A 25356-nucleotide genomic window follows, 5' to 3' on the forward strand; every position below is an offset into this window, starting at 1 on the left:
GTGGGTTTCGGTGGCGAATCGGCGATGTTCGGGACCAAGATCCACGAATCGACACCGCGACCGTCCCGCCCTGCGGTCGCGAGCGGCGGCGGTCGCGGGGTGGCCTGCGCGCGGAACGGGACCTGGGACAGGAGGCGGCCCCTGGGACAGGAAGCGGGGACCTGGGACAGGAAGTGGGGACCTGGGACAGGAAGCGGGGACCTGGGACAGGAAGCGGGACCTGGGACAGGAAGTGGGGACCTGGGACAGGGCGCGGGGACCAGGGACAGCTGGTGATGTGGCCTACGCCGCCGGATGGTGTTCATGCCCCCGGCGGCAGCGCCGTACGGCGAACAGGTGCTGGCTGGGGAATCGCGAGGGGTGTCCGCAGATGCGCATGCGGTCGCCGGCAGGGGTCGAGTCGTGGATTTTGGTGGCGAATCGGCGACCTCGGGGACCAAGATCCACGAATCGGGGCATGGGCGTGCGTCGGCCAGCGGGTCGCCGGTGGTGGGACTCGCGGTTGAGGGTTCTGGTTGTGGATGTGGGGGGATGGCAGCACCCGAGGGGGTGCCCTCGGGTGCTGGTGGGGTTAGTCGGTGGGGGTGAGGCTTGTGCCCAGGGCTTGCCAGTCGAGGACCGGGGCTGCTAGCTGGCTGATGGTGGCGAGGAGGCCGAGGCGCGCGGCCCGGATCTCCGGGTCTTCGGCCATCACCAGGATCTCGTCGAAGAACGTGGTGACGGGCTCGACGAGGACCGCGGCCGCGGTGGCGAAGTCGGCCAGGCCGGTCGGCGCCTGGCCCACCTTCTGGATCGCCTCGTGCAGGACGACCTCGGCCGGCTCGGTCAGCTTGGCCGGGTCGTACGACGCCTCGGTGCCCTCCGGGACGATCCGCCGTACCCGCTGCAGGACGGCGACCAGGTCGGCGAAGTCGCCGCTGCCGACCAGCTGCTGCAGGCTCGCCAGCGTCTCGTCGGCCACCGCCGGAGCAGTTGCCAACGGCAACACCGCGGCCACCTGCTGGTGGTCGTCGCCGCGGTCGAGCAGCTGCTGCTCGTACCGCCGTACGGTGAACTCGGCGACCTCGTCCAGCGACTCCGCCGGTACGTCGATGCCCTGGGCACCAATCTCCGCGGCGGCGGCGCGCAGGCCGACGGGGAGCGTGATGTCGCGAAGCGACGGGTGTTCGCGCAGGATCGCCACCACACCGGCGGCCGCCCGCCGCAGCGCGAAGGGATCGGAGCTACCCGTCGGCTTCGCGCCGATGCCGAACAGACCGGCCAGTAGGTCGAAGCGGTCCGCCAGTGCGAGCAGTGCACCCGGAGTCGTCGCCGGGACCGGATCCCCGGCCGACCGCGGCAACTCCATGTCGTACAGCGCCTGCGCGACCGCCTCGGTCTCGCCGGCACGGCGCGCGTACTCGCGGGCCATCGTCCCGGCCAGGCTGGTCAGCTCGACCACCATCTGCGATCCCAGATCGAACTTCGCCAGCTCCGCCGCACGGCGCAGCGTGGTCAGGTCGTCGCCGTCCAGCCCGACCGTCGACCCGAGGCTGAGCGCGATCCGGCCGATCCGGGCGGCCCGGTCGGCCATCGAACCGAGCCGCTGCTCGAACGCCAGCTTCTCCAGCTCGCTCTTCATCGACTCCAGCGAGGTGTCCAGGTCGGCCCGCCAGAAGAACGCGGCGTCCTCGTAGCGCGCCCGCAGGACGGCCTCGTTGCCCTCGCGGACGACGTCGTCCTTGACCGAACCGTTGGCTACGGCAACGAAATGCGGGAGCAGCTTGCCGTCGCCGTCCCGGACCGGAAGGTACCGCTGGTGCTTGCGCATCACGGTGGTGAGGATCTCGCCGGGCAGCGTCAGATAGTCCGCCGAGAAGCCACCGAGGATCGCGGTCGGTTCCTCGACCAGGTTGACGATCTGGTCGATCAGCGCGGTCTCGCCCTCGAGGTCGATCGTGCCGCCGGCCTCGGTGGCCAGCCTCTGCGCCGCCTCGACGATCTGCTCACGCCGCTTGGCGGGATCGGCCTCGATGCCGTGGATCCGGAGCAGGTCCAGGTACCCCTCGGCCGCGGCGATCTCGGCCTGCGGCGGAGCCGCGTTCCGATGCACCCGCGTCGTCCGGCCGGAGGCCAGCGTCGATACCGACACCGGCACCACCTGGTCGCCGAGCAGCGCGACCAGCCAGCGCACCGGCCGGGTGAACGACAACTTGGCGTCGTTCCAGCGCATGTTCTTGTCCGAGCGCAGACCGCTGACGATCTCGCCCAGTACGCCGCTCAGCACCTCGGCCGCCCCGCGACCCGGGTCCGGCTTGGTCACCGCGACGTACTCGACACCGTCCACGTCGAGATCGTGCAGCTCATCGGTGTCGACGCCCTGACCGCGGGCGAAACCGGCCGCGGCCTTGGTCACGTTGCCGTCGGCGTCGTACGCGGCCGACTTCCGCGGACCGCGGACCACTCGCTCCGCGTCCGGCTCACCGGCCTGCACGCTCGCGACGAACGCCACCACCCGGCGCGGCGTCGCGTACGTCGTGATGTCGCCGTGCCCGAGGCGCGTCGCGGCCAGCTTCTCGGTGAGGGCCGTCTTCACAGCCTCGGCGGTCTTGGTGACCTCCGACGGCGGCATCTCCTCGGTACCGATCTCGAACGTCAGCTGGCGGGTCCCGGTGGCCGTCGGGAACTCGGTCGGCTCGGGCGCCGGCGCAGGCAGCTCGGCGATGCCCAGCGGGTGCTCGAGCTCGGTCCGGCGTTCGGCCCACAGCTGGGCCACCTCGCGGGCCAGCGTGCGCATCCGGCCGAAGGCCTTGGCGCGTTCCGTCGTACTCACGGCGCCGCGTGAGTCGAGGATGTTGAAGGTGTGCGAGCAGCGCAGCACGTAGATGTGCGCTGGGACCGGGAGCCGGGCGTCGAGCATCCGGCGGGCCTCGTTCGCGTACTCCTCGAACAGCCGCTTCTGGGTGTCGACATCGGCGTCGTCGAGGTAGTACCGGCTCATCTCGTACTCGGCCTGGCCGAACGCCTCGCCGTAGGAGATGCCCGGCGCGTACGCGATGTCCTTGAAGTGCGAGACGCCCTGCAGCGCCATCATGATCCGCTCGATGCCGTAGGTGATCTCCACCGACACCGGGTCCAGTGTCATTCCGCCGGCCTGCTGGAAGTAGGTGAACTGGGTGATCTCCAGGCCGTCCAGCCAGACCTCCCAGCCGAGGCCCCACGAGCCGGTCGCCGGGTTCGCCCAGTTGTCCTCGACGAACCGGATGTCGTGGGCGTGGATGTCGATGCCGAGCGCGGTCAGGCTGTCCAGGAACAGCTCCTGCGGGTTGCCCGGGTCCGGCTTCAGGACCACCTGGAACTGGGTGTGCGTCTGCAGCCGGTTCGGGTTCTCGCCGTAGCGGCTGTCATCGGGCCGGACACTCGGCTCGACGTACGCGACCCGCCACGGCTCGGGACCGAGCACCCGCAGGATGGTGGCCGGGTTCAGCGTTCCGGCTCCGACCTCGGTGTTGAACGGCTGCACGATCATGCAGCCCCGATCGGTCCAGTACTTCGTCAGCGCGAGCAGCGCGTCCTGCATGGTGAGCACAGCAAACCTCGAGCCATTGTCCGGAGGGGGTCAGGGGACGAAGTCTATTCGCCCTGATCTGGTGCTACACCCCGGATTGCGAGGTCGAGGAGACGGTCCGCCTGATCGGTGTCCGGGTCGCTCGCCAGGCAGATGCCGTTGACCAGTTTCAGCAGGTCCTCGATCGCCACATCGCCGGGCACCGCGCCGTCCTTCTGAGCCCGGACGAGGAGACTGCCGCCGGCGTCGAGGATGCGTGCGTGGCACTCGGAACCTCGCTCCGCGCTCATCACCAGCGCCGGCCCCAGGCCGCGGGTTCCGGTGATGTGGCCGACCATGCCGTGCAGCCAGATCGTCAACGCCTGCAGGGATTCCGGGTGATCGCGGAGTTCCTCGCCCTGCGCGCAGACTGTGTCGATGCTGTTCTGGAACACCGCTTCCAGCAGAGCGCCCCGGCCGCGGAAGTGCCGGTGCAGAGTGGCTGATCCGATGCCGGCCCGGCGCGAGATCTCTTCCAGCGAGGCGTCGGCGCCCTGCTCGGCGACCACCTCGGCGGCGACCGCGACCAGTCGGTCGTAGTTCCGCCGCGCATCGGCTCGCATCTCATCTCCCTTGCCAACTGGGGTGGGCCCCCATATCGTAGCAACCCTTAACCGGGGGAGCGCCCCACTTACTTGAGGAGCTACTGGATGCGGATCGGACTGGCATTCGGGGACGTCCGGGGACAACGCGATCTCGCCGAGATCACCCGGCAGATCCGGGCGACGCGCGGCACGGCCTGGATCTCGCAAGGACCGAACCTCGACGCCCTCACCACTCTCGCGGTCTGGGTCGCGGGCGAACTGGCCGACGGCACGATCACCTGGATGACCGGCCCTCGTACTCTCGCCGGCCACGTCGTCCCTTCGATCACCAAGGCGGCGAACGGGCGTACACCCCGGATCGTCGCCGGCCTCGCGATCTGCGTGACGGAGGCGGAGGACGCCGTACGCGCCCGGTTCGCGACCGAGTACGCGCTGGCCGGGCAGGTCCCGGAGTACCGCGCCATGCTCGACCGCGAGGGCGTCAACGGACCGGCCGACGTACTGCTCGCCGGAGACGAGGACGCGATCGCCAAGCAGCTCGACCAGCTGCGCGACACCGGCATCACCGATCTGATGCTGGCCCCGATCGGTACGCCGGCCGAACAAGCCAGAACCGTGGAGTTCCTTAGACTGGTGCGGTGACCTCGCCGAAACATGCGGCGGTTGTCCGCTAGCTGAGTCGTCCGCTCCCCGGGCGCCGTACCGGCCCTCGGGTGAGCCGTGCTGCCCAACTCGAACTCCTGGCAGGGACGACTCATGACCGTCATCACGGTGAACGACACACTCTCCGCGGATCGGGCCCTGCGCCTGATCGACCGCGGTTCCACTCTTGTCTGGGACGGTGATTTCCAGAACGCGAAACAACTGCTGGCCGCGCTCGGCCGCCGGGTTCCGGCGGCCGCGGGAGGCAGCTTCCAGGAGCAGCGCCGGCGCCAGGCCCGGCGCGCGCGGGTGCTCAACTCGTTGCTGATAGCAACTCATGACCACACGATCCGCCTCCGCCGGGCACCGGACGTGCGGCAGGCCTGCCTGGAGGCGTACGGGCCGGCCGACGGCGAGCGGCTCGTGCCGTTGCGGGAGTTGCTCGGTGTCATCGGTGCGCACCAGTTGCGCCTCGAGGGAGTCCAGGTACCGGCCCTCGGCGCCCGGATCCATCCGCATTACGGGGTCTTCGCCCCGACGCGATCGGAGTACGTCGATCTGGTCGGCGACTGCCCGTTGCCGCACCCGGCGGTCGCCTTCGATATCGGGACCGGGACCGGAGTACTGGCCGCGGTGCTGGCCCGGCGGGGTGTTCCCAGGGTCGTTGCCACCGACAACAGCGTGCGGGCGGTCGAGTGCGCCCGGGACAACCTCCGGCGGCTCGGAGTGCAGGGTCGTGTCACGGTGGTCGAGACCGATCTGTTCCCACCAGGGCGGGCCGATCTGGTGGTGTGCAACCCGCCCTGGATCCCGGCCCGGCCGATCACGCCACTGGATCACGCGGTCTACGACGAGGACGGGCGGATGCTCCACGGCTTCATCGGACAGGTGCGCGACCACCTGAACCCGGGTGGCGAGGTCTGGCTGGTGTTGTCCGACCTCGCCGAGCACCTCGGCCTCAGGTCGCGCGCCGAGCTGCTGGACGGGTTCCGGTCCGCCGGTCTGCGGGTCGCCGGCCGGTCGGACGTCGTACCGCGGCACCGAAGGGCGCGGCACAACGAGGTGACCTCGCTGTGGCGGCTGTGTCCATCCGGCGGATCGCCGTTCGTGGAGAGGGCATGAACAACACATTGGTGGTTGAGGATGCCGAGTTGTACTACGAAGTGCGTGGGGCCGGGCCGTTGGTGGTGCTGGCCGGGGCGCCGATGGGGGCGGACTCGTTCGCGCCGCTGGCCGACCTACTGGCCACGGACCACACGGTTCTGACGCTGGATCCGCGCGGGGTGAGTCGCAGCACGCTCCGGCCTGGTGGGACCTCTACGCCCGAGCAGCGGGCCGACGACCTGGCCCGGCTGATCCGGCACGTCGGCGACGGGCCGGCTGCGGTGTTCGGGTCGAGCGGCGGGGCGGTGAGCGTACTGGCGCTGGCCCAGGCCTACCCGGAGCTGGTCAGCACGGTGATCGCCCACGAGCCGCCGCTCGACCGCCTGGTCGAGGACAGTGACGAGCTGCTGGCCAAGTCCGAGCGGATGATGGCCGACTACCTGGGCGGGGACGTGATCGGCGCCTGGAAGCAGTTCTTCGCGCTGGCGAACATCCAGGTGCCGGACGGCATGATCGAGGCGATGTTCGGCGGCGAGCGGGATCCGCAGCAGGTTGCCGACGAGCGGTTCTGGTTCGCCCACGAACTGCGCGAGACGGTGACCTGGGTGCCGGATGTCGACCGGTTGCGGAACAGCGGCGTACGGATCGTGGTCGGCATCGGCGCAGAGTCGACCGGTCAGCTCTGCGACCGGACCTCGACCGCGCTGGCCGGCCGGCTCGGCATCGCGCCGACCCGGTTCCCCGGCGACCACACCGGCTTCGCCGACCGGCCGGAGCCGTTCGCCACCGCACTGCGCGCGGAGCTGGCCGTCGAGGTGAGGTGAGACTCGCCGTAGGCCGTCAGGAGGAGTATGTGAAGCTGGAGGTGTCCGGTGCGTGCGGTGGTGTGAACGCGGTCGCATCGGGCACCGGTCGGAGGTGCCTGGCGGGTTCCGTTCACCGCGTGGCGCCTTGACCTCAACCGTGGTTGAAGTTTCAAGCTTGTGTCTCGTCAGAGAACGTTGGTGCCTCTAGCGGTGGTCCGGTCGTTCGCTGGCAAGGCGGAGGAGGAGAGCAATGCGGAGCATTGCGCGACGACGACAACGCCGCCAGCGGGCGTCCGGGGCGCCGCTAGAGGTGCCGAACGTTCCCTGACGAGACACTGAGCCGCTGACAGAGGACATCGCAGATATCGGCCCCCGCGGGCCCCGACGAAGGAGCAGAGTTGACCACGTACACGCTTCCCGACCTCCCCTACGACTACGGCGCACTGGCGCCGAGCATCGCCGGCGAGATCATGGAGCTGCACCACTCCAAGCACCACCAGACCTACGTGAACGGCCTGAACGACACCCTGGACAAGCTGGCCGCGGCCCGCGAGAAGGGCGACTTCGGCGCGATCGTCGGGCTGGAGAAGTCGCTCGCCTTCAACCTCGGCGGGCACGTCAACCACTCGATCTTCTGGAAGAACCTGTCTCCGGACGGTGGCGACAAGCCGGACGGCGAGCTGGGCGCGGCGATCGACGAGTACTTCGGTTCGTTCGACGGCTTCCAGGGACACTTCACCGCCAGCGCCACCACGATCCAGGGCTCCGGCTGGGCGATCCTGGGCTGGGACGCGCTGGCCGGCCGGCTCCTCGTCCACCAGCTGTACGACCAGCAGGGCAACCTGCCGGCCGGGCAGATCCCGATCGTGATGCTGGACATGTGGGAGCACGCGTTCTACCTGCAGTACAAGAACGTGAAGCCGGACTACGTGAAGGCCTGGTGGAACGTGGTGAACTGGGGCGACGCGCAGGCCCGTTTCGACGCGGCCCGCGCCGGAGCCGGCAACCTCATCGCCGGCGCCTGATCGCGGTCCGGGGTCCGGCGAGGTTTCGCCGGACCCCGGATCTCAGTGCGTGAAGAACCCGGTCAGTACCGGGGCGATCGCGGTCGCCTTGATCAGGTGGTTCTGACCGGGGACCTCGCGGTGCTCGGCGCCAGGTACGGCGTCGGCCAGCGCACGCACCGAGGTCTTCATCCAGGCCGGGCTCTTGCCGCCGTTGACGGCCAGGGCCGGTACGCCGATCGCCGCCCACTGCGAGGCGTCCAGCGGCCGGCCAGCCACATTGCCGCCGACGACGCGAGCGTCGTACGGAAGCGTGGGGGCCATCGCCTTCAGGTGCTTCCAGGCCGGCATCAGCTTCATCATCGTGACCATAGGGCCGGGCAGACCGATCACTGTGGTCATGAAGTACCGGACCGCGTCGGCCGGCTCGCGGGCCTCGAGGTCCTGCACCCAGGTCGCCGGGATCGGCTTGCGGCTGTCGTCGACCACGAACGGCGGCTCGAACGCGACCACCTTCTCGATCGCCAGCCCCGCCGCCGCGGCCCGCAGCGCAAGCGCCGCCCCGGACGACGAACCATAGACGTACGCCGAGCCACCGGCCGCCTCGATCACCGCAGCCAGGTCCTCGATCTCGCGCTCCACCTCGTAGGTGTCCGCGTTGCCGGAGTCGCCGCGGCCACGCCGGTCGTAGTTGTAGACCGTGAAGCTCGACGCCAGCGTGTCGGCCAGCGCGGGCATCGGGCCTTGGGATCGCCCACACAGCGCACCGTCGACCAGGACCAGGGCAGGCCCTTCTCCACGCTTGTCGTAGGCGATCGTCGTACCGTCCTTGGAGACCACTGTGCTGCTCATGCGAAGAACTCCTTCAGCGCGGGGGCCAGGGCGGCCGCGTCCACATTGTGCTGCTGATCGGGGACCAGACAGGCGGTGGCGCTCGGGATCGCTTCCACCACGGCTTGGTTGCCCTGCTTCATCCATTCCTCCGACGCTCCTCCGGTGAACACCCGGGTCGGCACGGTCACCGAGCTCGCCGCGGCCGGGATCGAGTAGTCGCCCATCACGGTCGCGTCGTACGCCAGCGTGTGCGCGATCGCCTCCTGAGCCGGCCACCACGGCGACTCCTTCGCCATCGCGACGAACTCGGCCGGCAGCCCGACCACCTCGGCCATGAAGTACTCGGCTGCCTTGTCCCGGCGACCCTCGGCGACGAACGCGCGATAGATCGACGCCGTGTCGGCGGGCGGCCGCTTCCGCGTGCCTTCGAGGATGTACGGCGGCTCCCACAGCGCAAGCTTGGTCACCGGCCGGCCGGCGGCAGTCGCGAGCAGGGCGAGCGCGGCACCGGACGACGTCCCGTAGAGGTGCGCCGGGCCGCCCGCGGCCGCGAAGATCGCGTCCAGGTCCTCGAATTCCCGCTCGATCGCGTACTCCGGTGCGTCGCCGGAATCGCCGCGGCCGCGGCGGTCGTAGTTGTAGACGGTGTGGTTCTGCGCCAGCAGGGCTGCCAGCGGGGCGTTCGACATCCGGTCCACCGAGCCGCCGCAGACGAGAACCACCGCGGGTCCTTCGCCGAGCCGGTCGTATGCGATGGCGGTGCCGTCCGCCGAAGTGACCTTCTCCATGACGTTCCTCCTGTATCGGTGAGGGCCACTCAGCTGGCCTCACCACTGCGTCGAACATCGGCAGCACAGATCGACCGCATGTGATCTACATCACTTCTTAACACTGATCGCGAACGTGGCATTTCTCCCTCGTGAAATGGATTTCCCAGCGGGGCTGAACGGCCTAAGGTGGCCTACCAAGAGATCCCGGCCGCCCCCTTGGAGATCCCATGGACCACACGCCCGACCTCAGCGAATGCTCCAATCCGGCGTGCGGTGGATCGTGCCCGCGGGCCGGGGTGGGACGACGAACCTTCCTGTCCATCAGCGCGGCCGGTGTCGGCATGCTCGCGGCGCCCGGGATGCTTCAACCTGCCCAGGCCATCACGCGGATGCCCGCGCTCACCCCGGAGCGGATCGCGGAACTGACGGACCGCGGTACGCCGACGGAGTACGCCGGTGCTGCGCTGGCGAAGATCGGTATGCCGGTCGGCGGCGGTTGCGCCGGCCAGGTGTACCTCTCCGGCGACGGACGGCTGTGGGCGTGGGACGTCTCCAACGCGCTGACCTTCCCGTTGGGCGGCGCGGACTTCGCCGGCACGCACTACGCCGTACCGCTGTCCGCGGACGCCGACGGCGCGACGCGGTTCCGGCAGGGCTTCGTACTGCGCGCCGGCGGCAGGACTCGGACCGTCGACGCCAAGGGCTTCGGCGATGTCCGGTTCACCGGGCAGTACCCGATCGGCCGGGTGGCCTACAAGTCGTCGGACAGTCCGGTCGAGGTGACGCTCGAGGCGTTCTCGCCGTTCGTCCCGCTGGCCACGGCCGACTCGACGCTGCCGGCCACGATCATGGCCTTCACGCTCCACAACACCTCCGCAGAGCCGGTCGACGCGACGCTGCTCGGGTACTCCGAGAACCCGGTCTGCCTGGACAGCAGGCGCAGCCAGCCGACCACTCAGCGCGCGACGGCGTACGCGTCCGGGATCGAGTGGTCGGCGGCGGACCCATCGGCTTCAAACAGCGACGACATCCTCTTCGAGGAGTGGGACAGCGACACGTACGACGGCTGGACCGCGACCGGTGACGCGTTCGGGACCGGGCCGGTGCGACCGGCCGACACTCCCTCGCTGATGCAGCGCTTCGGTGACCTGAACATCTCCGGCAGCCGTTTCGTCACGTCGTACAACTTCCGGCTGAGCGGCGGGCCGGACGACCGCACCGGCACGCTGACCAGCACGCCGTTCGAGATCACCCGCCGGTACGTCGCGGTCGCACTCGGCGGCGGCAATCAGCCTGGCAAGGTCTGCGTCAACGTCGTGGTCGACGGTGCGGTCGTGGCCAGCGCGACCGGCAGCGACAGCGAGCCGTTGGTCGGGCGGATGCTCGATGTCGGCGCGTACGAAGGGCGGACCGCGCAGATCCAACTGGTCGACTCGGCGACCGGCGCGTGGGCGCACCTCAACTGCGGCAGCATCACGTTCACCGACCGCGCCGACATCGTCTTCGAGAACTGGGAGCAGACGGACTACTCCGGCTGGACGGTGACCGGTACGGCGTTCGGCGCGGGTCCGGTCACGGTGGCAGAGACGCCGGAGAACTTCCGCCGGCCGTTCGGCAACCGTACTGAGTTGAACGTCTCCGGCAGCCGCTTCGTCACGTCGTACGACTTCCGGAGCGGCTCGTACGACAGCCCGCAGGGATCGCTGACCAGCCGGGTCTTCATCATCGACCGCGCGTACATCACCGTGTGGACCGGCGGCGGCAGCAACCCGAGCACCACCGCGGTCAATCTGCTTGTTGTCGACGGCGAAGTAGTTGCCACAGCCAACGGTAGTGACATCGAGCCGCTGGACGCGATCTGCTGGGCGGTCGGCCCCTGGGCCGGACGGTCGGCGCAGATTCAGATCGTCGATCGATCCAGCGGCGGCTGGGGTCACGTGAACGTCGACCGGATCATCCTCAGCGACCGCCCGATCCGCCGGCAGCCGGTGGCCGATCGCACCGACGCAGGCTCCTTCACGATGGCCACGCTGGAGAAGCAGGCCGTCGTCCGTCGATCAGTCGCGGCGTGGTCGACCCCGGACGAGTTGTTCGACGCCGCGGACGGACCGGCCGAGGTCGATGGTGCGGCCACTCAGGTCGGCACGGTCGCTGTGAAGGTCGCACTGCGGCCCGGTGAATCGCGCACGGTGCGGTTCGTCCAGGGCTGGTTCTTCCCGACGCCCGAACGCCGGCTGTTCAGCAGCCTGGTCGGTGGATCGACGCTGATGCGGCACTACAGCACCCGCTTCGGCTCCGCGCGCCAAGTGGCGCAGTACGTCGCCACGCACATCCAGCGGCTCGAATCCGGGACGCGCGAATGGGTCCGGACCTGGTACGGCGACTCGACGCTGCCGCACTGGTTCCTCGAACGCGCGCTGGCCACCGCGTCGACGCTTGCCACCGGCACCTGCCACCGCTGGCAGGACGGGCGGTTCTACGCCTGGGAAGGAACGTACTGCTGCTCGGGCACCTGCGAGCACGTCTGGAACTACGCCCAGGCGATCGCCCGGCTGTTCCCCGACCTCGAACGCGACACCCGCGAACGGGTCGACCTCGGCATCGCCTACAAGCCGACCGGTGAGATCGGGAATCGCGGCGAGTCGCCGGACGCCTCCTCATCGTTCGCCGACGGCCATTGCGGCACGATCCTGCGCATCTACCGTGAACACCAGATGAGCCCGGACGCCGCCTTCCTGACGCGGGTCTGGCCGAAGGTCAGGGTGTCGATCGACTACCTCGTCTCCGCCCGCGACGGATCCGACCAGGACGGCATCTTCCGCGGCGGGCAGTGGAACACCCTCGACACCGAGTGGTTCGGCGAGATCCCCTGGCTGAGCGGGCTGTACGTCGCCGCCCTGCGCGCCGCGGCCGCGATGGCCACCGAGGTGGGCGACACCTCCGCAGCCTCGAAGTACACCACGATCGCCGACCGCGGATCGGCGTACCTGAACGGACCGCTGTGGAACCAGACCTACGGGTACTACGTGCACAAGGTCGACCCGGCGCATCCGGTGCCGAGCACGAACAGAGGTGTGTTCGTCGACCAGCTGTACGGGGAGACGTACGCCGCTCAGCTCGGGCTGCCGCGGGTGTTCGAGGCCGACAAGGCGCGGACCGCACTGACCAGCGTCTACCGCAACAACTTCCAGCCGAGCCCTTCGGCGTACCGGCCGCCGGGGATCGGTCCGGGTCGCGTCTACAGCACCGACGGTGAGGCCGGCACGGTGATGGTGGCCTGGCCGAACGGCGGGTCCACGGAGAGCGGCGGGCACCCGTACTTCAACGAGGTCTGGACCGGGCAGGAGCACCAGTTCGCGGCCCACCTGTTCGCCGAGGGGATGGCGGCCGAGGGGCTCGCGGTGACACGGGCCGTCTACGACCGGTACCACGGCGAGAAACGCAACCCGTACAACGAGATCGAGGCGAGCGACCACTACGCGCGGGCGATGATGAGCTTCGGCACCTATCTGGCCGCATGCGGGTACGAGTACCACGGTCCACGCGGTCATCTCGGGTTCGCGCCGCGGCTGACCCCTGAGGACTTCGCCTGTGCCTTCACCGCCGCCGAGGGCTGGGGGCGCTACAGCCAGACGCGCGACACCGGAACACAGACAGCCGTCCTCGACATCCGCCACGGCCGCCTCCGACTGAACACCCTCTCCTGCGAAACCGCTACCCCAGCCACCTCCGTAGCCGTCAAGCTCGACGGCAAGCCCCACCCGGCCACCCTCACCACCACGGGCACCCGCACTGTCGTCACGCTCACCCGGCCGACGATGGTCACCCCCGGCAAGCCCGTCACCATCACCCTCACCACGGAGTGACACTGTCGGTCAGCAGGCGGCGGCGCGTTCGAGGAGGAGGGTGCGTTCGCGTTCGTTGCGGGTCAGGGCGGCGGCCTTCTCGAATTCGGCGCGGGCCTCGCCGAACCGGCCGAGCTTGAACAGCAGGTCGCCGCGAACGCTCGGCAGCAGGTGGTAGTCCTTCAGCGACGGCTCCTCGGCGAGCGCGTCGACGGCCGCCAGTCCGCGCTCGGGGCCGAACGCCATCGAGATCGCCACTGCCTGGTTGAGCTCGACCACCGGCGACGGAGTGACTTGCGCGAGTACGGCGTACAGGCCGGCGATGCGAGCCCAGTCGGTGTCCTCCGGGTCGGCGGCGCGGGCGTGGCAGGCGGCGATGGCGGCCTGGAGAAGGTACGCGCCGGGCGGCTTCTCCAGGGCCCAGGCACGGTCGAGACCTTCGAGGCCTCGGCGGATCAGCAGCCGATCCCACCGGCGGCGGTCCTGGTCGAGGAGCAGGACCGGCTCACCCTCGGGACCGATCCGTGCGTTGGCGCGGGAGGCCTGCAACTCCATCAGGGCGAGCAGTCCCAGAACTTCGGGCTCGTCGGGCATCAGCCCCACCAGCAGCCGGCCGAGCCGCATCGCCTCGTTGCAGAGCGCCGGCCGCATCCAGTCGTCGCCGGCGGTCGCGGAGTACCCCTCGTTGTAGATCAGGTAGACGACCTCGAGCACGCTCGACAGCCGCTCGAACAGGTCGTCGCCGGCCGGCACCTCGAACTCGACACCCGCCTTGGCGAGGTTGCGCTTGGCCCGGACGATCCGCTGGGCGATCGTCGCCTCCGGGGCCAGGAACGCGCGCGCGATCTCGTCGGTCTTCAGCCCGCCGAGGAGCTTCAGCGTCAGCGTCACCCGGGCGTCCGTGGTCAGCACCGGGTGGCAGGCGGTGAACACCAACCGGAGCAGGTCGTCCTCGATGTGGTCCTCGAGAATCGCTTCCACGTCGTCCTCGACACTGTCGCCGTCGATCTCCAGCTCGTGGCCCATCTCGGCCAACTTGCGCTGGTACGTCTCCTTGCGCCGGATCAGGTCGATCGCGCGACGCTTGGCGATCGCCATCAGCCAGGCACCCGGGTTGTTCGGTACGCCGGACTCCGGCCACTGCTCGAGCGCCGCCACCAGCGCGTCCTGGGCCAGCTCCTCGGCCAGCCCGACGTCCCGCACGATCCGGGCAACACCCGCGATGATCCGCGCCGACTCGATCCGCCATACGGCGTCAACCGCCCCGCGCGCCTCCGTAACCGTCACCCGCCGATAGAACAACACCGACAGGCCAACATCAACCCACCCCCCAGCCCGCCCCGGTCGTGTCCGGAGCGGGCAGGGCTTGTTTCCGGAATGTTTTGGCCGCTGGGCGCCGACTTGTTTCCGGAAACCTGGCGGATCAGGTCTGGAGGATGTCGGAGTCGGGGCCGAAGTCGGATTCTTCGACCACGCGGCGGACCTCGACCTCGCTGCCGAGGGCTTCGGCCAGGCGGGCGGCCCACTCGACCGCCTCGTCGCGGTTGCGGACCTCCACGACGATGACGCCGCCGATGAGCTCCTTGGTCTCGGCGAACGGGCCGTCGGTGACCGTGCGCTTGCCGTCGTCCACCTTCACCCGGGCACCGAGCGAACTGCGGTGCACACCCTCCGCGAACAGCAGGACACCCGCCTTGGACAGGTCCTCCACCACCTTGCCGACCGCCTCGGCCACCTCCGGCGGCGGAAACTTCCCGGCCTCGGTCTCGGCGTCTGCCTTGTTGATGATCATGTAGCGCATCGCTGCCGCTCCTCGTCGTCTCGGTCGATCACTTACTCTCACGTCGAGCGGCCCACCACCAGATCGACACACGCCGAGAGCAGACTTCCTTGACCTCAAGATTGGTTGAGGTATCACACTGTTGTTCATGACTTCGACGACGGAACTGATGAGCACGGACGAGCGAGAGATCCGTGATCTGGTGGCGCGGGCCGATCAAGCGCAGTCGGACGCGGTGGTGCTGCCCGACCTGCACACCGACGAGATGGTGATCGTCAACATCGCCGGGCGCCGGCTGTTCGGGCGGGAGGCGTTCGCTCAGGCGATGAGCGCGGCCCTTGACTCCGCACTCAAAGACGTCCGGACCAGTGTGGAGATCCTCGACGTCCGAGCCTTGACCACGGACGCCGTACTCGTGAGCTGCCTCAAGACGGTGCACGACAACCGGCCGGACGCCGAACCCGGCGCTCTCCCGGCAACAGGCGCACTGACGTACGTCGCGCTGCGGACAGCCGCGGGCTGGCGGCTCGCCCTGGCCCAGACCACTCCGATCCAGTAGGCGGATCAGTTCGGCTGGTCGCCGTTGGGCTGGTACGCGCAGGCGTCGGCGAGGTTCTGCGTCGGACCTGGCGGGTTCGTGGTCGTGCCCGAGGGCTTGGGGGTGGTCGGCGGGGTGCTGGGCGGGTCGGCGGGCTCCTCGAGCGCCTTCTCGATCGTCTCGCGCATCCCGTCGTAGTCCGGGTGCAGGTACTTCATCCGCAGCTTCGACACGTCGAGGTTCACGTTCGAGACAGTCCCCGACTTCACCCTGAGCGCGAGCTGGACCAGCGCGGGCAGGAGCTCCTGCGGGATGTCGGTGCGGAGCAGGTGCCGCCCGGCTGTCGCGATGGCCTTGTACTTCGTGGCCAGCGTGGCCGGGTCGGCCGCGTCGACCATGGCGTTGATCGCGCAGCGCTGCCGGACCTGCCGCTGGTCGTCGTCCGCGCCGTACCGTCCGCGCGCGAACCAGAGCGCGCGCCGGCCGTCGAGGTGCTGGCGCGGTCCCGGCTCGATCCATTTCTTCGGCGGGATGTGCGCACTGCTGATCCCGCCCATCGCGACGCGCTCGTTGACGTTGACCGTGATCCCACCGAGTGCGTCGACCAGCTCCGGGAAGCCGGTCAGGTTCACCTGCAGGTAGTAGTCGAGCTTCAGCCCGGTCGCCTCGCCGACGGACTGCTTGAGTACGTCGGCCCCCTCGTTGTCCGACGGCCCGAGAATGCCGGGGTGCGCGTCCGGGATGTTCTGGTACATCGCGGTCAGCATCCACTCCAGCCGACCCTCGAGACTCAGCCCTTCCTTGCCGAAGCCGTCCGGGTAGAACCTGTGCAGCGGCGAGTCCTTCGGGAACGGCATGAAGGTCAGCTGCCGCGGCATCGAGATCAACGCGGTGTTGCCGGTCTTGGTGTCGATGCTTGCCACGATCACCGTGTCGGTCCGGACGCCCGGCCGGCCCGGCTCATCGTCACCACCGAGCAGCAGCAGGTTGAGCCGCGGCTTGTCCTTCCACGGGTCCTCGACATCGGCGATCGTCGGCCGGGTCGCGCTCTTGCTCTCCTCCTGCGCGGCGAACACGTCCTGTACCAGGGTCCGCTGCGCCAGCACACTCTGTACGCCGAGCGCCGCCGGAGCCGCGATCGCGAAGCACAGCACGCCGACGAACAGCGCGCCGACCGCACGCCCGCCGGCACCGCCGGTTGCCGGACGCAACGACCGGTGCGATGCCACGATCACCACGATCCAACCGAACCCCAACGCCGCGATCGCCACCGACCCTGCCAGCAGCCGGCTCGGTACGACGGCTGCCGCGAGCACCTCGTCGCGCCGGGTCACGCCGACGTACACGCCGAGTCCGACCAGCCCGAGGGTGAGGATGAGAACGAACGCGCCAATGACGCGGCGCCCGCCGGCGATCAGTCCGGTCCCGGGCAACAGGGCGCCCAGTAGCGTCAGGCCCAGGAGGTTCGGCACTGATCGTGGCCGAGTCCCTACCGGGCGCGAACTCGTCCCCATGGCTCCCCTGTCCGCCGTCCCCAGGTCCAGTGTGCGTCAACTCCCGCACCTGCACCTCATCAGACGTGTTACAGGGTCGAACGGTTGTCATACGGGGAGATGACCGCCCGCGAATCCTTCGGTCTCGACGAGCGTCCGGACGACCACGGCGACCTGAGCCGGCGGGCTCCACTTGCCCGGGTCGGCCTTCGGCATCGCGGCGCGGTTGGCAGGGGTGTCGATGGTCGCGGGGATGATCGTGTTCACCCGAATGTTGTCACGCGCGTACTCCGCGTGCAGGGCGTCGGCGAACGCGAGCACGCCGGCCTTCGCGGTGATGTACCCGGCCGCCCCGGAGAACGGCCGCAGCGCCGCACCGCTCGCCGTACACACGATCGCTCCCCCGCCGGCGGCGAGCAGGTGCGGCAGCACCGCCTGAGTCATCAGGTACGTCGGTCGCAGGTTGAGCCGGAGTTGCTCCTCGAAGTCGTCGATCGGGGTCTCGTGCACCCGCGGTCCGGACGCGAAGCCACCGACCAGGTTCACCAGCGCGGTCAGTGGCGCGGCCTCGTCCGAGGTGGCCAGCGCGACGACGTCCGCCGTACCGGCCGGGTCGAACGGGTCGGCGAGCACCGGGTTGAGCGCCGGATGCGTCCCGAGCCGGGCCAGTGATTCCTCGGTCCGGCCCGGTACGACGACCCGCCAGCCGGACTGCAGGAACTCCGCCGTCACCGCGGCCCCGAGCGCACCGGTGCCCCCGGCAACCACCACCGTCCAGCTCATCGACGTCCTCGCTTCGCTCCGGGCGCCGATGAGGCGCGAAATGGGCTGTGCTTGATGATGAACTCGCTGCGCTCGTTCATGCGCCGAGCTTAATCGGGTGCGCGAGGGAGACAGCAGGGTCTACGGTCGTCGGTTGTGCGGATTCTGATGCTGGGCGGGAACGGGTTTGTCGGGCGCGCGATCCTCATGGACGCGCTGCAGCAACGCGCCGAGGTGGCGTCCTTCAGCCGAGGCAAGAGCGGGACCACCGAGCTGCCACCGGAGGTGACCCAACTGGTCGGGGATCGGGACTCCGGCGACTACGAGGCGCTGCGGACCGGCGAGTGGGATGCGGTCGTCGATCTCAGCGCCTTCCAGAGCAAGCAGGTCGACGAGGCGATGGACGTGCTGGGCGACCGTGTCGGGCGGTACGTGTTCGTCTCCAGCCATGCGGTCTATGTACGCGATCTGCCGCCGGGGACCACCGAGGACGCGCCGCGCCGGGCACCCATGCGGGCGGCCGACGTACTCACGAACGACACGTACGGCCCGTGCAAGGTCGCCTGTGAGGACGACGTGCTCGAGCGGTACGGCGAGCGCGCGACGATCGTCCGGCCGGGGAAGGTCACGGGTCCCGGCGACTATTCGGACACGGTCCTCTACTGGGTACGACGGGGTGCGCGGGGCGGCCGGGTCGCGTTACCGACACGGCCGGAGCAGCCGCTGCAGCTGATCGACAGCCGGGATCTCGGGCGGCTCGTGGTGCAACTCATCGTCGACGAACGGCCTGGTGCGTTCAACGGGATCGGCCCGGACAGCACGATCGGCGAACTGATCGAGACCGCAGCCGCTGTCGCCGGCACCTCGGTCGACCTGGTGCAGATCCCGGCGAACGCCGTACCCGAGCGCTTTCCCCTGATGGAGCCCGAGGCCGAGTGGCCGTCTCGCCAACGCGACCAGTCCAAGTCCCGCGCCGCCGGCCTGCCCGTCACTCCCCTACGCCGAACAGTCGAAGACCTCTACCGCTGGGACCTCAACCGGGGCACACCTCCCATCGAAGCCGGCATCACCCCAGAAGAAGAAGCCCAACTACTCAGGCAGAGCTAGCGTCCGGCCTGCGTCCCGAGCCGCGTTGATCGAACGGGTGAGCGTGTCCTTCAAAGCCGTGGCCTCGTCGGCGAAGCCTTGGACCACTGAGGTGTCGCCGGCTGGTTCGGTGCGGGCCAGGAGTTCGATGTAGCGGTCGCCGTCCTCCAGGGCGGCCTCGGCGCGGAGTGCGGCGTCGGCTGAGCGGACGCGGTCGGCGTACCGATCCAGCAGATCGACCTTGCGCTTGATCGCCTCGACCGACAATGCGAGCGCCCGGCGCTGCGGCCCGAGCACAGCCTCCAGCTCGGCCGTCGCCATCCCCCGGGCAACCTCACGCTGCCGAGCGCGCAGCACGGTCTGCTCACGCAACACCTGGGCGATCTCCCACAGCTGCTCCGGCAACACCAGTTCGTTCTTCACGTCATCGAGCAACCCACGCCGCGTAACCGTTGCCTCAAGCACCGTTCTGACCGCACGCTGCGCCCTCCCGATCAACCGGCCCGCGTCCTCGTCGAAGTCCTCCGGCAGCAGGTACTTCCCATGCTGCAGGCGGACCGCCTTGTGCCCGCGATCCTCCACCGCCGACTTCACGAAGACACCACCGGTCGCGAGTACGGCGGCCCCGGCCAGCGCGACCGCGCCCCACGCCGCGACCGCCGTCGGCAGGAAGCCGGCCATGAAGATCAGCGCGAGGATCCAGCCGCCGACGCACACCGCGATCCACACCAGCAGCGTGCCGAAGGTATTGCCGGGCGCAACCGACCAGGACGTCTGCCGCTTCGGGCGCGGTGCGTCGGCCGGGACGAACAGCTCGGGCCGGTGCTCGTGCAGACGCCGTACGCCCTCGGGCACGTCAGGCGCGAACACAGGCTCCACAGGCCACCTCCCGCAGACCTCAACACTGTCAGCACTCAGCGTAGCCGGGTGAGAGTCTTTTCCAGACCGTCCAGGACGAGGTCGAGACCGAACTCGAACAGGCGGTCCAGGTCGTAGTCGAACTCGAAGTCGTCCGCGAGCAGCTCGCGGAACGCGGTCAGGTTCCCCGCGCTGATCAGTGCGGCCAGCTGATCGCCCTGCCGGTCGGCCCACTCGTCCGCGGTCAGCCCGGTGTCCTGTTCGGCGTACGCCTCGGTCTCCATCGCCAGCGCGACACCACGGACGAACGCGAACACACTGATCGCGGCGTACAGCGCATTGCTCTTGTCCACGCCGAATCCGCTCACGGCCCGCAGGACGGCATCGGTGTGCGGGAGAAGGTTCGGCACCAGCTGCGGCCGGCCGAGACTGATCGCACTCGCCAGCCAGAGATGCCGCCGGTACGCCGCCCACTGCAGCCGCGCCGCAACGGCGATCCCGTCCCGCCAGTTCGCCGGCGGCTCCGCCGGGAGGGGGAACTCCGCCATCGCGGTGTCGACCATCTGCAACACCAGCGCGTCCTTGCCGCCGACGTACCGATAGAGCGCCATCGTCGACACCCCGAGCTCGGCCGCGATCCGCCGCATCGACAGCGCCGCCAGCCCTTCGGCGTCCGCGATCGCGATCCCCATGCGCACGACCTCGTCGCGATTCAGATCCAGCACCGGCCGATCGGCGACAGCAGGCTGCGCGGCCCGATCCTGACGACGGACGGCCCGAGGAGGGCCGACGACCGTACCGACGCCAGGCCGCACGTGGACGAGGCGTTCCTGCTGGAGCACCTGCAACGCCTTCGTCGCCGTTGCCATCGCGACACCGAACTCCCGGACCACGGCCCGGGTCGACGGCGCCCGCTCCTCCGGCACCAGCTCGCCCGCCTCGATCCGGCGCCGGATCTCGGCCGCGATCCGCAGGTACGGCGCGTCGTCCATCAAACCCCCTCAGCTAGAGCGTGTACATCGTACGCGCACTAGTCAGGCGTGGACTTGAGGCTGACACGTCAGGTTAGGTAAGGCTATCCTCTCCGCCATGCGGGAGATGGTGGGGCTGGCGGGCGACGAACTGCGGCTCGGATATCACGGCAAACGAGTCGTCGACGGCGCCTCGTTGCGGATCGAGGCCGCCGGCGTCACCGCCCTGGTCGGGCCGAACGGCAGCGGCAAATCGACGCTGCTGCGCGCGCTGGCCCGGCTGCACCATCCGGACGGCGGCCGGATCACCTTCCCCAACGGCGGCAACGCACTGGCCCTGTCGGCGAAGGAGTTCGCTCGCAAGGTCACGCTGCTGTCCCAGTCGCGGCCGACTCCCAACGGCGTGAGCGTCCGCGACGTGGTCGGGTACGGGCGTCATCCGCACCGCGGGCGGTGGCGCAGCGAAGACCCGGACGGCCATCGCGCGATCGATCACGCGATGGAGGTCACTGGCGTGACCACCATGGCCGACCGGGCGGTCGACGAACTGTCCGGTGGCGAGCTGCAGCGCGTCTGGCTTGCCACCTGTCTCGCGCAGGACACCGGCGTCCTGCTGCTCGACGAGCCGACCACGTTTCTCGATCTGCGGTATCAGATCGAGATCCTCGACCTGATGCGCGACCTCGCCGACGAGCACGGTGTCGCGGTCGGCGTCGTACTGCACGACCTGAACCAAGCCGCCGCGGTCGCAGACCGGATCGCACTGCTCGATCAGGGGCGAGTGCGTGCGACCGGTACGCCGGAGCAGGTGCTGGACGCGGATTCGCTGACTGCCACCTACGGCATCCGCATCGAGGTCGGCACCGACCCGGCCACCGGCCTGGTCACCACCCGTCCGATCGGCAAGCACCTGAGCCGCGTCACAACTATCTGAGGTCAGGACCCCATGAAGAGAACCACTGCCCTGCTCGCTGCTGCCCTGTTCCTGCTGACAGCCTGTGGAACCAGCGAACCGGCCGCCTCCGACGACACCAGCGACGCCGCGGCCCAGCCGGTCTCCGTCACCGACGCGCGGAACAAGAAGATCGACCTGAAGGCGGCGGCCACCAAGGTGGTCGGGCTGGAGTGGGGTGTGGTCGAGAACCTGGTCACCCTCGGCGTGATGCCGGTCGGCGTGGCCGACACCAAGGGCTACACGAACTGGGTCACCGCGGCGAAGCTCGACCCGTCGGTCAAGGACGTCGGCACCCGCGGTGAGTCCAGCGTCGACGCGATCGTCGCGCTCAACCCCGACCTGGTCATCACGACCACTGACGAGTCGGCGAACACGATCGCGCAGCTCGAGAAGGCGGCGCCGGTGCTGGTGGTGCGCGGCGCGGACGCGGCGAACGCGATCCCGCAGATGAAGACCAACCTCGACCTGGTCGCCGCGGCGGTCGGCAAGGCCGAGCAGGCCAAGCAGCTGAACGCCGACTTCGACAAGGCGCTGGCCGACGGCAAGCAGAAGATCGCCGACGCGGGCAAGGCCGGCGAGGGCTTCACGATGGCCGACGGCTACAAGCAGGGCAGCACGATCTCGATCCGGATGTACACCACCGGCTCGCTGCTCGGCGCGGTCGCTACCGAGCTGGGGCTGAAGAACGGCTGGACCGGCGCCGGGGACAAGGACTACGGACTGGCGCAGACCGATCTCGAGGGGATGACGAAGCTCAAGGACGGGAACTTCCTGTACATCGCGAACAAGAACGACGGCGGTGACGTGTTCGGCGGCGACCTGGCCGGGAACGCGATCTGGAAGAACCTCCCGTTCGTGAAGAGCGGTAACGTGCACCGCCTGCCCGACGGCATCTGGATGTTCGGCGGCCCCAAGTCCACCCAGCAGTTCATCGACGCCACCGTCCAGGCAGTCACCTCTTGACCCAGGTGACAGCCGCGCCGGCCGCCCAGGCCGCGGCGCTCCAGCAGCCGGTGCGGCGGGTTCGGGTGGCCGGGGTGTTCCTGGTCGCGGCAATGGCGATCGTCGTCCTGGCCGGCGTACACCTCACGCAGGGGACTTCGTCGGTCGGCGCCGGGGATCTCCTGCGGTTGGCGATCGGGCAGGGCACGGACGACGCCTCCAATGTCCTGATCGCCTCGCGCCTCCCCCGGCTCTTGGCCGGGGTGCTGGTGGGGGTGGCTCTCGGTGTCGCCGGAGCTGGCCTGCAGTCGCTGGCCCGTAACCCGCTCGCCTCGCCCGACACGTTGGGGGTCAATGCAGGGGCGTATTTGGCGGTCGTGGTGGTGGCCGCGTTCGGGATTCCGTTGCCCGTACTCCCGGCCGGAGGAATCGCCTTCCTCGGCGGGCTGGCGGCTGCTGTTCTGGTCCTCGCGCTCTCGGCCGGAGGATCGTCCGGACCGACCCGGCTCATCCTGGCCGGGTCGGCGGTGGCGATGGCGCTGGCCGGCGTGACCACACTGTTGCTACTGCTGTACCGCGAGGAGACGATCGGTACCTTCGCCTGGGGCGCGGGCACGCTGGTCCAGACCGACCTGAACGCGGTCACCCAGATGGCGCCGGTAGTTGCCGCCGGCATCGTCGCCGCGCTGCTGCTGGCCCCGAAGCTCGACATCCTCGCCCTCGGCGACGACACCGCCTCGGTGCTGGGAGTGCACGTACGACGCGTCCGCGTGATGATCACGCTGGTCACGGTGCTGCTGTCCGCGGCCGCGGTCACTGTCGCCGGACCGGTCGGGTTCGTCGGTCTGGTCGCACCAGTCCTCGTGCGGCTCGCGGCCCCACTCGTCCCCGGACTGCTACGGCATCGCGTACTGCTTCCACTGTCCGGGCTGGCCGGCGTACTGATCGTGCTCGCGTCCGATGTCTCGCTGCGAGCCGCATTCGGCGGGCAAGCCGGGGTGGAGATCCCGACCGGCATCATGACGATGATGGTCGGCGCGATCGTCCTGGTCTGGCTCGCACGGAGATACCGCGACTCCGGTCCGAGCAGGTCACCAGGCGGCACGAGCGCGGGGCTGCGCAGCCGGCGTACCTTCCTCGTCGTGACCGGCGTCCTGGTCCTCCTGCTGCTCGGTGGCGCCGTCTTCGCCATGCTCACCGGCGACGCCTTCCTCCGCACCGGCGATGTCGTCAACTGGGTCAACGGACGCTCCGGTCGCGCGATCACCTACGTCCTCGACCAGCGGTTCCCCCGGGTCCTGTCCGCCGTACTGTGCGGAGCGGCCCTCGCCATCGCGGGTACGGCGGTGCAGGCGGTGTGCCGCAACCCGCTGGCCGAGCCCGGCATTCTCGGAATCACCGGCGGCGCCGGCGTCGGCGCGATCGCCACGCTGATCCTCTTGCCGTCAGCAAGCATCTGGTTGCTGTCCGGCGTTGCCGCGGTCGCGGCCCTCGGCACCTTCGCGCTGGTCTACCTGGTGTCGTGGCGCGGTGGACTGAGTTCGGACCGGCTGGTCCTGATCGGCGTCGGCGTCTCGTCCGGAGCGACCGCGATCATCACTCTGCTGATCGTCGCCACCGACCCGTGGAACCTCAGCCTCGCGATGACCTGGCTGTCCGGCAGCACCTACGGACGCACCCCGCCGCAGGTGGCACCGGTCGCGATCGCACTGCTCGTCTTCACCCCGGTGATCGTCCATGCACGGCGCGAACTCGACCTGCTCGCGCTGGACGACGACGTGCCGCGGATTCTCGGCGTACGGCTGGAGCGGACCCGGCTGCTGGCGCTGCTGTGCGCGGCGTTGCTGACGGCGGCAGCGGTCTCGGCGATCGGAGTCGTCGGTTTCGTCGGCCTGGTCGCGCCGCACGCCGCCCGCGCGCTGGTCGGCGGACGGCAGTCGCGGATCCTGCCGGTTGCCGCCCTGCTGGGCGCAATCCTCGTCAGCCTCGCGGACAGCCTCGGCCGGACCGTGCTGGCCCCGGCCCAGATCCCGGCCGGCCTGCTCACCGCGCTGATCGGAGCGCCGTACTTCGTCTACCTGCTCTGGCGGACCCGCGCTCCCGCCCGGTAATCGGGGCTCGATGGACCTCGCGGTTCGTGTCAAGATGGGCGTCATGCTGCGCGAACTGCACCTCACCGGCAACCCGGCCGCGGACAAACTGCTGAACGACGACCCGTTCGCCCTGCTGACCGGGATGCTCCTGGACCAGCAGTACCCGATGGAGCACGCGTTCTCCGGCCCGCAGAAGATCGCCGACCGGATGGACGGTTTCGATCTGCACAAGATCGCCGCCACCGACCTCGACACCTTCGTCGAGCTCTGTGTCACCCCGCCGGCCATCCACCGGTACGGCGGTTCGATGGCCCGCCGGGTGCACGCGCTCGCCCAGCACATCATCGACAACTACGGCGGCGAGACGGCGGGGATCTGGACCGCGGGCCGGCCAAAGCCCGACGGTCCCGAGGTGCTCAAGCGGTTGAAGGCCCTGCCCGGCTTCGGCGAGCAGAAGGCCAAGATCTTCCTCGCACTCCTCGGCAAGCAGCGCGGGGTCGAGCCCAAGGGCTGGCGCGAGGCGGCCGGCGCGTACGGCGACCGCGGCGCCCGCCGCTCGATCGCCGACGTCACCGACGCCGAGTCCCTGCTCGAGGTCCGCTCCTTCAAGAAGGCCGCCAAGGCCGCCGCCAAAGCCGGCTGACCGCCTCGCCGCAGCGCCCGCCGGCCACGCGGGTTGTCCCTTGCGCCCACCGAGGTCCCTGCCGAAACAGGTTCGTCCGGCCTATGCTCGCCTGGGCAG

General features: G+C 69.6%; 21 protein-coding genes. 11 read left to right on the forward strand and 10 right to left on the reverse strand.

Going from position 1 to position 25356, the window contains the following annotated elements; translation table 11 throughout:
- Window positions 1-571 precede the first annotated feature (571 nt).
- Window positions 572-3559 carry a glycine--tRNA ligase gene (locus tag ACIBG5_RS14665; RefSeq protein ID WP_396392992.1) on the reverse strand — a complete coding sequence of 996 codons (2988 nt, stop codon included), beginning with the start codon at window positions 3557-3559 and terminating at the stop codon, window positions 572-574.
- Between the two features lie 53 nt (window positions 3560-3612).
- Window positions 3613-4149: a TetR/AcrR family transcriptional regulator gene (locus ACIBG5_RS14670; RefSeq protein WP_396392058.1), complete on the reverse strand. Its 537-nt coding sequence runs from the start codon at window positions 4147-4149 to the stop codon at window positions 3613-3615.
- A gap of 87 nt (window positions 4150-4236) precedes the next feature.
- On the opposite strand from ACIBG5_RS14670, the gene ACIBG5_RS14675 reads away from it, so the two are divergent.
- The 4 genes from ACIBG5_RS14675 (at window position 4237) to ACIBG5_RS14690 (ending at window position 7708) form a co-directional block, all read left to right on the forward strand.
- Window positions 4237-4773, forward strand: a complete 537-nt coding sequence (locus ACIBG5_RS14675; RefSeq protein WP_396392059.1) for an LLM class flavin-dependent oxidoreductase — start codon at window positions 4237-4239, stop codon at window positions 4771-4773.
- Between the two features lie 114 nt (window positions 4774-4887).
- Window positions 4888-5895, forward strand: a complete 1008-nt coding sequence (locus tag ACIBG5_RS14680) for a methyltransferase (RefSeq protein WP_396392060.1) — start codon at window positions 4888-4890, stop codon at window positions 5893-5895.
- Window positions 5892-6701 carry an alpha/beta fold hydrolase gene (locus tag ACIBG5_RS14685; RefSeq protein WP_396392061.1) on the forward strand — a complete coding sequence of 270 codons (810 nt, stop codon included), beginning with the start codon at window positions 5892-5894 and terminating at the stop codon, window positions 6699-6701. The genes ACIBG5_RS14680 and ACIBG5_RS14685 overlap by 4 nt, the downstream gene beginning before the upstream one ends.
- A gap of 380 nt (window positions 6702-7081) precedes the next feature.
- On the forward strand, window positions 7082-7708 hold the full coding sequence (locus ACIBG5_RS14690; RefSeq protein WP_360457298.1) for a superoxide dismutase: 627 nt from the start codon (window positions 7082-7084) through the stop codon (window positions 7706-7708).
- A 42-nt stretch (window positions 7709-7750) separates the two neighbouring features.
- Here ACIBG5_RS14690 and ACIBG5_RS14695 read toward each other — a convergent pair whose 3' ends face one another.
- Together ACIBG5_RS14695 and ACIBG5_RS14700 are read right to left on the reverse strand one after the other, a co-directional pair.
- Window positions 7751-8539 (reverse strand): alpha/beta fold hydrolase, encoded by a 789-nt coding sequence (locus tag ACIBG5_RS14695; RefSeq protein WP_396392062.1) that lies wholly within the window; start codon window positions 8537-8539, stop codon window positions 7751-7753.
- Window positions 8536-9309 carry an alpha/beta fold hydrolase gene (locus ACIBG5_RS14700; RefSeq protein WP_396392063.1) on the reverse strand — a complete coding sequence of 258 codons (774 nt, stop codon included), beginning with the start codon at window positions 9307-9309 and terminating at the stop codon, window positions 8536-8538. Before ACIBG5_RS14700 ends, ACIBG5_RS14695 begins: the two co-directional genes overlap by 4 nt.
- 209 nt (window positions 9310-9518) lie before the next feature.
- Here ACIBG5_RS14700 and ACIBG5_RS14705 point away from each other — a divergent pair, with 209 nt between their 5' ends.
- Window positions 9519-13157, forward strand: a complete 3639-nt coding sequence (locus ACIBG5_RS14705) for a GH116 family glycosyl hydrolase (protein WP_396392064.1) — start codon at window positions 9519-9521, stop codon at window positions 13155-13157.
- A 9-nt stretch (window positions 13158-13166) separates the two neighbouring features.
- On the opposite strand, the gene ACIBG5_RS14710 is transcribed toward ACIBG5_RS14705, so the two are convergent.
- Window positions 13167-14423 carry an RNA polymerase sigma factor gene (locus ACIBG5_RS14710; RefSeq protein WP_396392065.1) on the reverse strand — a complete coding sequence of 419 codons (1257 nt, stop codon included), beginning with the start codon at window positions 14421-14423 and terminating at the stop codon, window positions 13167-13169.
- A 136-nt stretch (window positions 14424-14559) separates the two neighbouring features.
- The gene (locus ACIBG5_RS14715) at window positions 14560-14937 is read right to left on the reverse strand and encodes a YciI family protein (protein ID WP_396392066.1); all 378 of its coding nucleotides are present in this window, start codon (window positions 14935-14937) and stop codon (window positions 14560-14562) included.
- 127 nt (window positions 14938-15064) lie between these two features.
- On the opposite strand from ACIBG5_RS14715, the gene ACIBG5_RS14720 reads away from it, so the two are divergent.
- On the forward strand, window positions 15065-15475 hold the full coding sequence (locus tag ACIBG5_RS14720) for an SgcJ/EcaC family oxidoreductase (protein ID WP_396392067.1): 411 nt from the start codon (window positions 15065-15067) through the stop codon (window positions 15473-15475).
- Between the two features lie 5 nt (window positions 15476-15480).
- Here ACIBG5_RS14720 and ACIBG5_RS14725 read toward each other — a convergent pair whose 3' ends face one another.
- Both ACIBG5_RS14725 and ACIBG5_RS14730 read right to left on the reverse strand, forming a co-directional pair.
- On the reverse strand, window positions 15481-16926 hold the full coding sequence (locus ACIBG5_RS14725; protein ID WP_396392068.1) for an LCP family protein: 1446 nt from the start codon (window positions 16924-16926) through the stop codon (window positions 15481-15483).
- Between the two features lie 129 nt (window positions 16927-17055).
- The gene (locus ACIBG5_RS14730; RefSeq protein ID WP_396392069.1) at window positions 17056-17730 is read right to left on the reverse strand and encodes an SDR family NAD(P)-dependent oxidoreductase; all 675 of its coding nucleotides are present in this window, start codon (window positions 17728-17730) and stop codon (window positions 17056-17058) included.
- Between the two features lie 135 nt (window positions 17731-17865).
- Here ACIBG5_RS14730 and ACIBG5_RS14735 point away from each other — a divergent pair, with 135 nt between their 5' ends.
- Window positions 17866-18816: an NAD-dependent epimerase/dehydratase family protein gene (locus tag ACIBG5_RS14735; protein WP_396392070.1), complete on the forward strand. Its 951-nt coding sequence runs from the start codon at window positions 17866-17868 to the stop codon at window positions 18814-18816.
- Here the strand turns inward: ACIBG5_RS14735 and ACIBG5_RS14740 are convergent.
- Entirely contained in the window at window positions 18799-19674 is an 876-nt protein-coding gene (locus ACIBG5_RS14740) for a hypothetical protein (protein ID WP_396392071.1), read from the reverse strand. The two genes, ACIBG5_RS14735 and ACIBG5_RS14740, sit on opposite strands and share 18 nt — an antisense overlap.
- A gap of 35 nt (window positions 19675-19709) precedes the next feature.
- Window positions 19710-20645, reverse strand: a complete 936-nt coding sequence (locus ACIBG5_RS14745) for a TetR/AcrR family transcriptional regulator C-terminal domain-containing protein (RefSeq protein ID WP_396392072.1) — start codon at window positions 20643-20645, stop codon at window positions 19710-19712.
- Between the two features lie 97 nt (window positions 20646-20742).
- Between ACIBG5_RS14745 and ACIBG5_RS14750 the strand changes: the two genes are divergently transcribed.
- From ACIBG5_RS14750 to ACIBG5_RS14765, 4 genes are read left to right on the forward strand one after another with little or no spacing between them, the layout of a single operon-like run.
- Entirely contained in the window at window positions 20743-21558 is an 816-nt protein-coding gene (locus tag ACIBG5_RS14750) for an ABC transporter ATP-binding protein (protein ID WP_396392073.1), read from the forward strand.
- Window positions 21559-21570: 12 nt separating this feature from the next.
- Entirely contained in the window at window positions 21571-22542 is a 972-nt protein-coding gene (locus tag ACIBG5_RS14755) for an ABC transporter substrate-binding protein (protein WP_396392074.1), read from the forward strand.
- A gap of 5 nt (window positions 22543-22547) precedes the next feature.
- Window positions 22548-24632 (forward strand): iron ABC transporter permease, encoded by a 2085-nt coding sequence (locus ACIBG5_RS14760; RefSeq protein WP_396392993.1) that lies wholly within the window; start codon window positions 22548-22550, stop codon window positions 24630-24632.
- 43 nt (window positions 24633-24675) lie between these two features.
- Window positions 24676-25257, forward strand: a complete 582-nt coding sequence (locus ACIBG5_RS14765; protein ID WP_360458196.1) for an HhH-GPD-type base excision DNA repair protein — start codon at window positions 24676-24678, stop codon at window positions 25255-25257.
- Window positions 25258-25356 lie beyond the last annotated feature (99 nt).

It is taken from the genome of Kribbella sp. NPDC050241 (genome assembly GCF_044459685.1).
Lineage (GTDB): Bacteria > Actinomycetota > Actinomycetes > Propionibacteriales > Kribbellaceae > Kribbella.

Excerpts from the sequence above, each read along its gene's own strand:
- ACIBG5_RS14685 (WP_396392061.1), top strand. The coding sequence starts at position 5,892 with ATGAACAACACATTGGTGGTTGAGGATGCCGAGTTGTACTACGAAGTG.
- ACIBG5_RS14715 (WP_396392066.1), bottom strand. The coding sequence starts at position 14,937 with ATGCGCTACATGATCATCAACAAGGCAGACGCCGAGACCGAGGCCGGG.
- ACIBG5_RS14745 (WP_396392072.1), bottom strand. The coding sequence starts at position 20,645 with ATGGACGACGCGCCGTACCTGCGGATCGCGGCCGAGATCCGGCGCCGG.
- ACIBG5_RS14665 (WP_396392992.1), bottom strand. The coding sequence starts at position 3,559 with ATGCAGGACGCGCTGCTCGCGCTGACGAAGTACTGGACCGATCGGGGC.
- ACIBG5_RS14765 (WP_360458196.1), top strand. The coding sequence starts at position 24,676 with ATGCTGCGCGAACTGCACCTCACCGGCAACCCGGCCGCGGACAAACTG.
- ACIBG5_RS14695 (WP_396392062.1), bottom strand. The coding sequence starts at position 8,539 with ATGAGCAGCACAGTGGTCTCCAAGGACGGTACGACGATCGCCTACGAC.
- ACIBG5_RS14670 (WP_396392058.1), bottom strand. The coding sequence starts at position 4,149 with ATGCGAGCCGATGCGCGGCGGAACTACGACCGACTGGTCGCGGTCGCC.
- ACIBG5_RS14700 (WP_396392063.1), bottom strand. The coding sequence starts at position 9,309 with ATGGAGAAGGTCACTTCGGCGGACGGCACCGCCATCGCATACGACCGG.
- ACIBG5_RS14705 (WP_396392064.1), top strand. The coding sequence starts at position 9,519 with ATGGACCACACGCCCGACCTCAGCGAATGCTCCAATCCGGCGTGCGGT.
- ACIBG5_RS14720 (WP_396392067.1), top strand. The coding sequence starts at position 15,065 with ATGACTTCGACGACGGAACTGATGAGCACGGACGAGCGAGAGATCCGT.
- ACIBG5_RS14680 (WP_396392060.1), top strand. The coding sequence starts at position 4,888 with ATGACCGTCATCACGGTGAACGACACACTCTCCGCGGATCGGGCCCTG.
- ACIBG5_RS14755 (WP_396392074.1), top strand. The coding sequence starts at position 21,571 with ATGAAGAGAACCACTGCCCTGCTCGCTGCTGCCCTGTTCCTGCTGACA.
- ACIBG5_RS14750 (WP_396392073.1), top strand. The coding sequence starts at position 20,743 with ATGCGGGAGATGGTGGGGCTGGCGGGCGACGAACTGCGGCTCGGATAT.
- ACIBG5_RS14675 (WP_396392059.1), top strand. The coding sequence starts at position 4,237 with ATGCGGATCGGACTGGCATTCGGGGACGTCCGGGGACAACGCGATCTC.
- ACIBG5_RS14730 (WP_396392069.1), bottom strand. The coding sequence starts at position 17,730 with ATGAGCTGGACGGTGGTGGTTGCCGGGGGCACCGGTGCGCTCGGGGCC.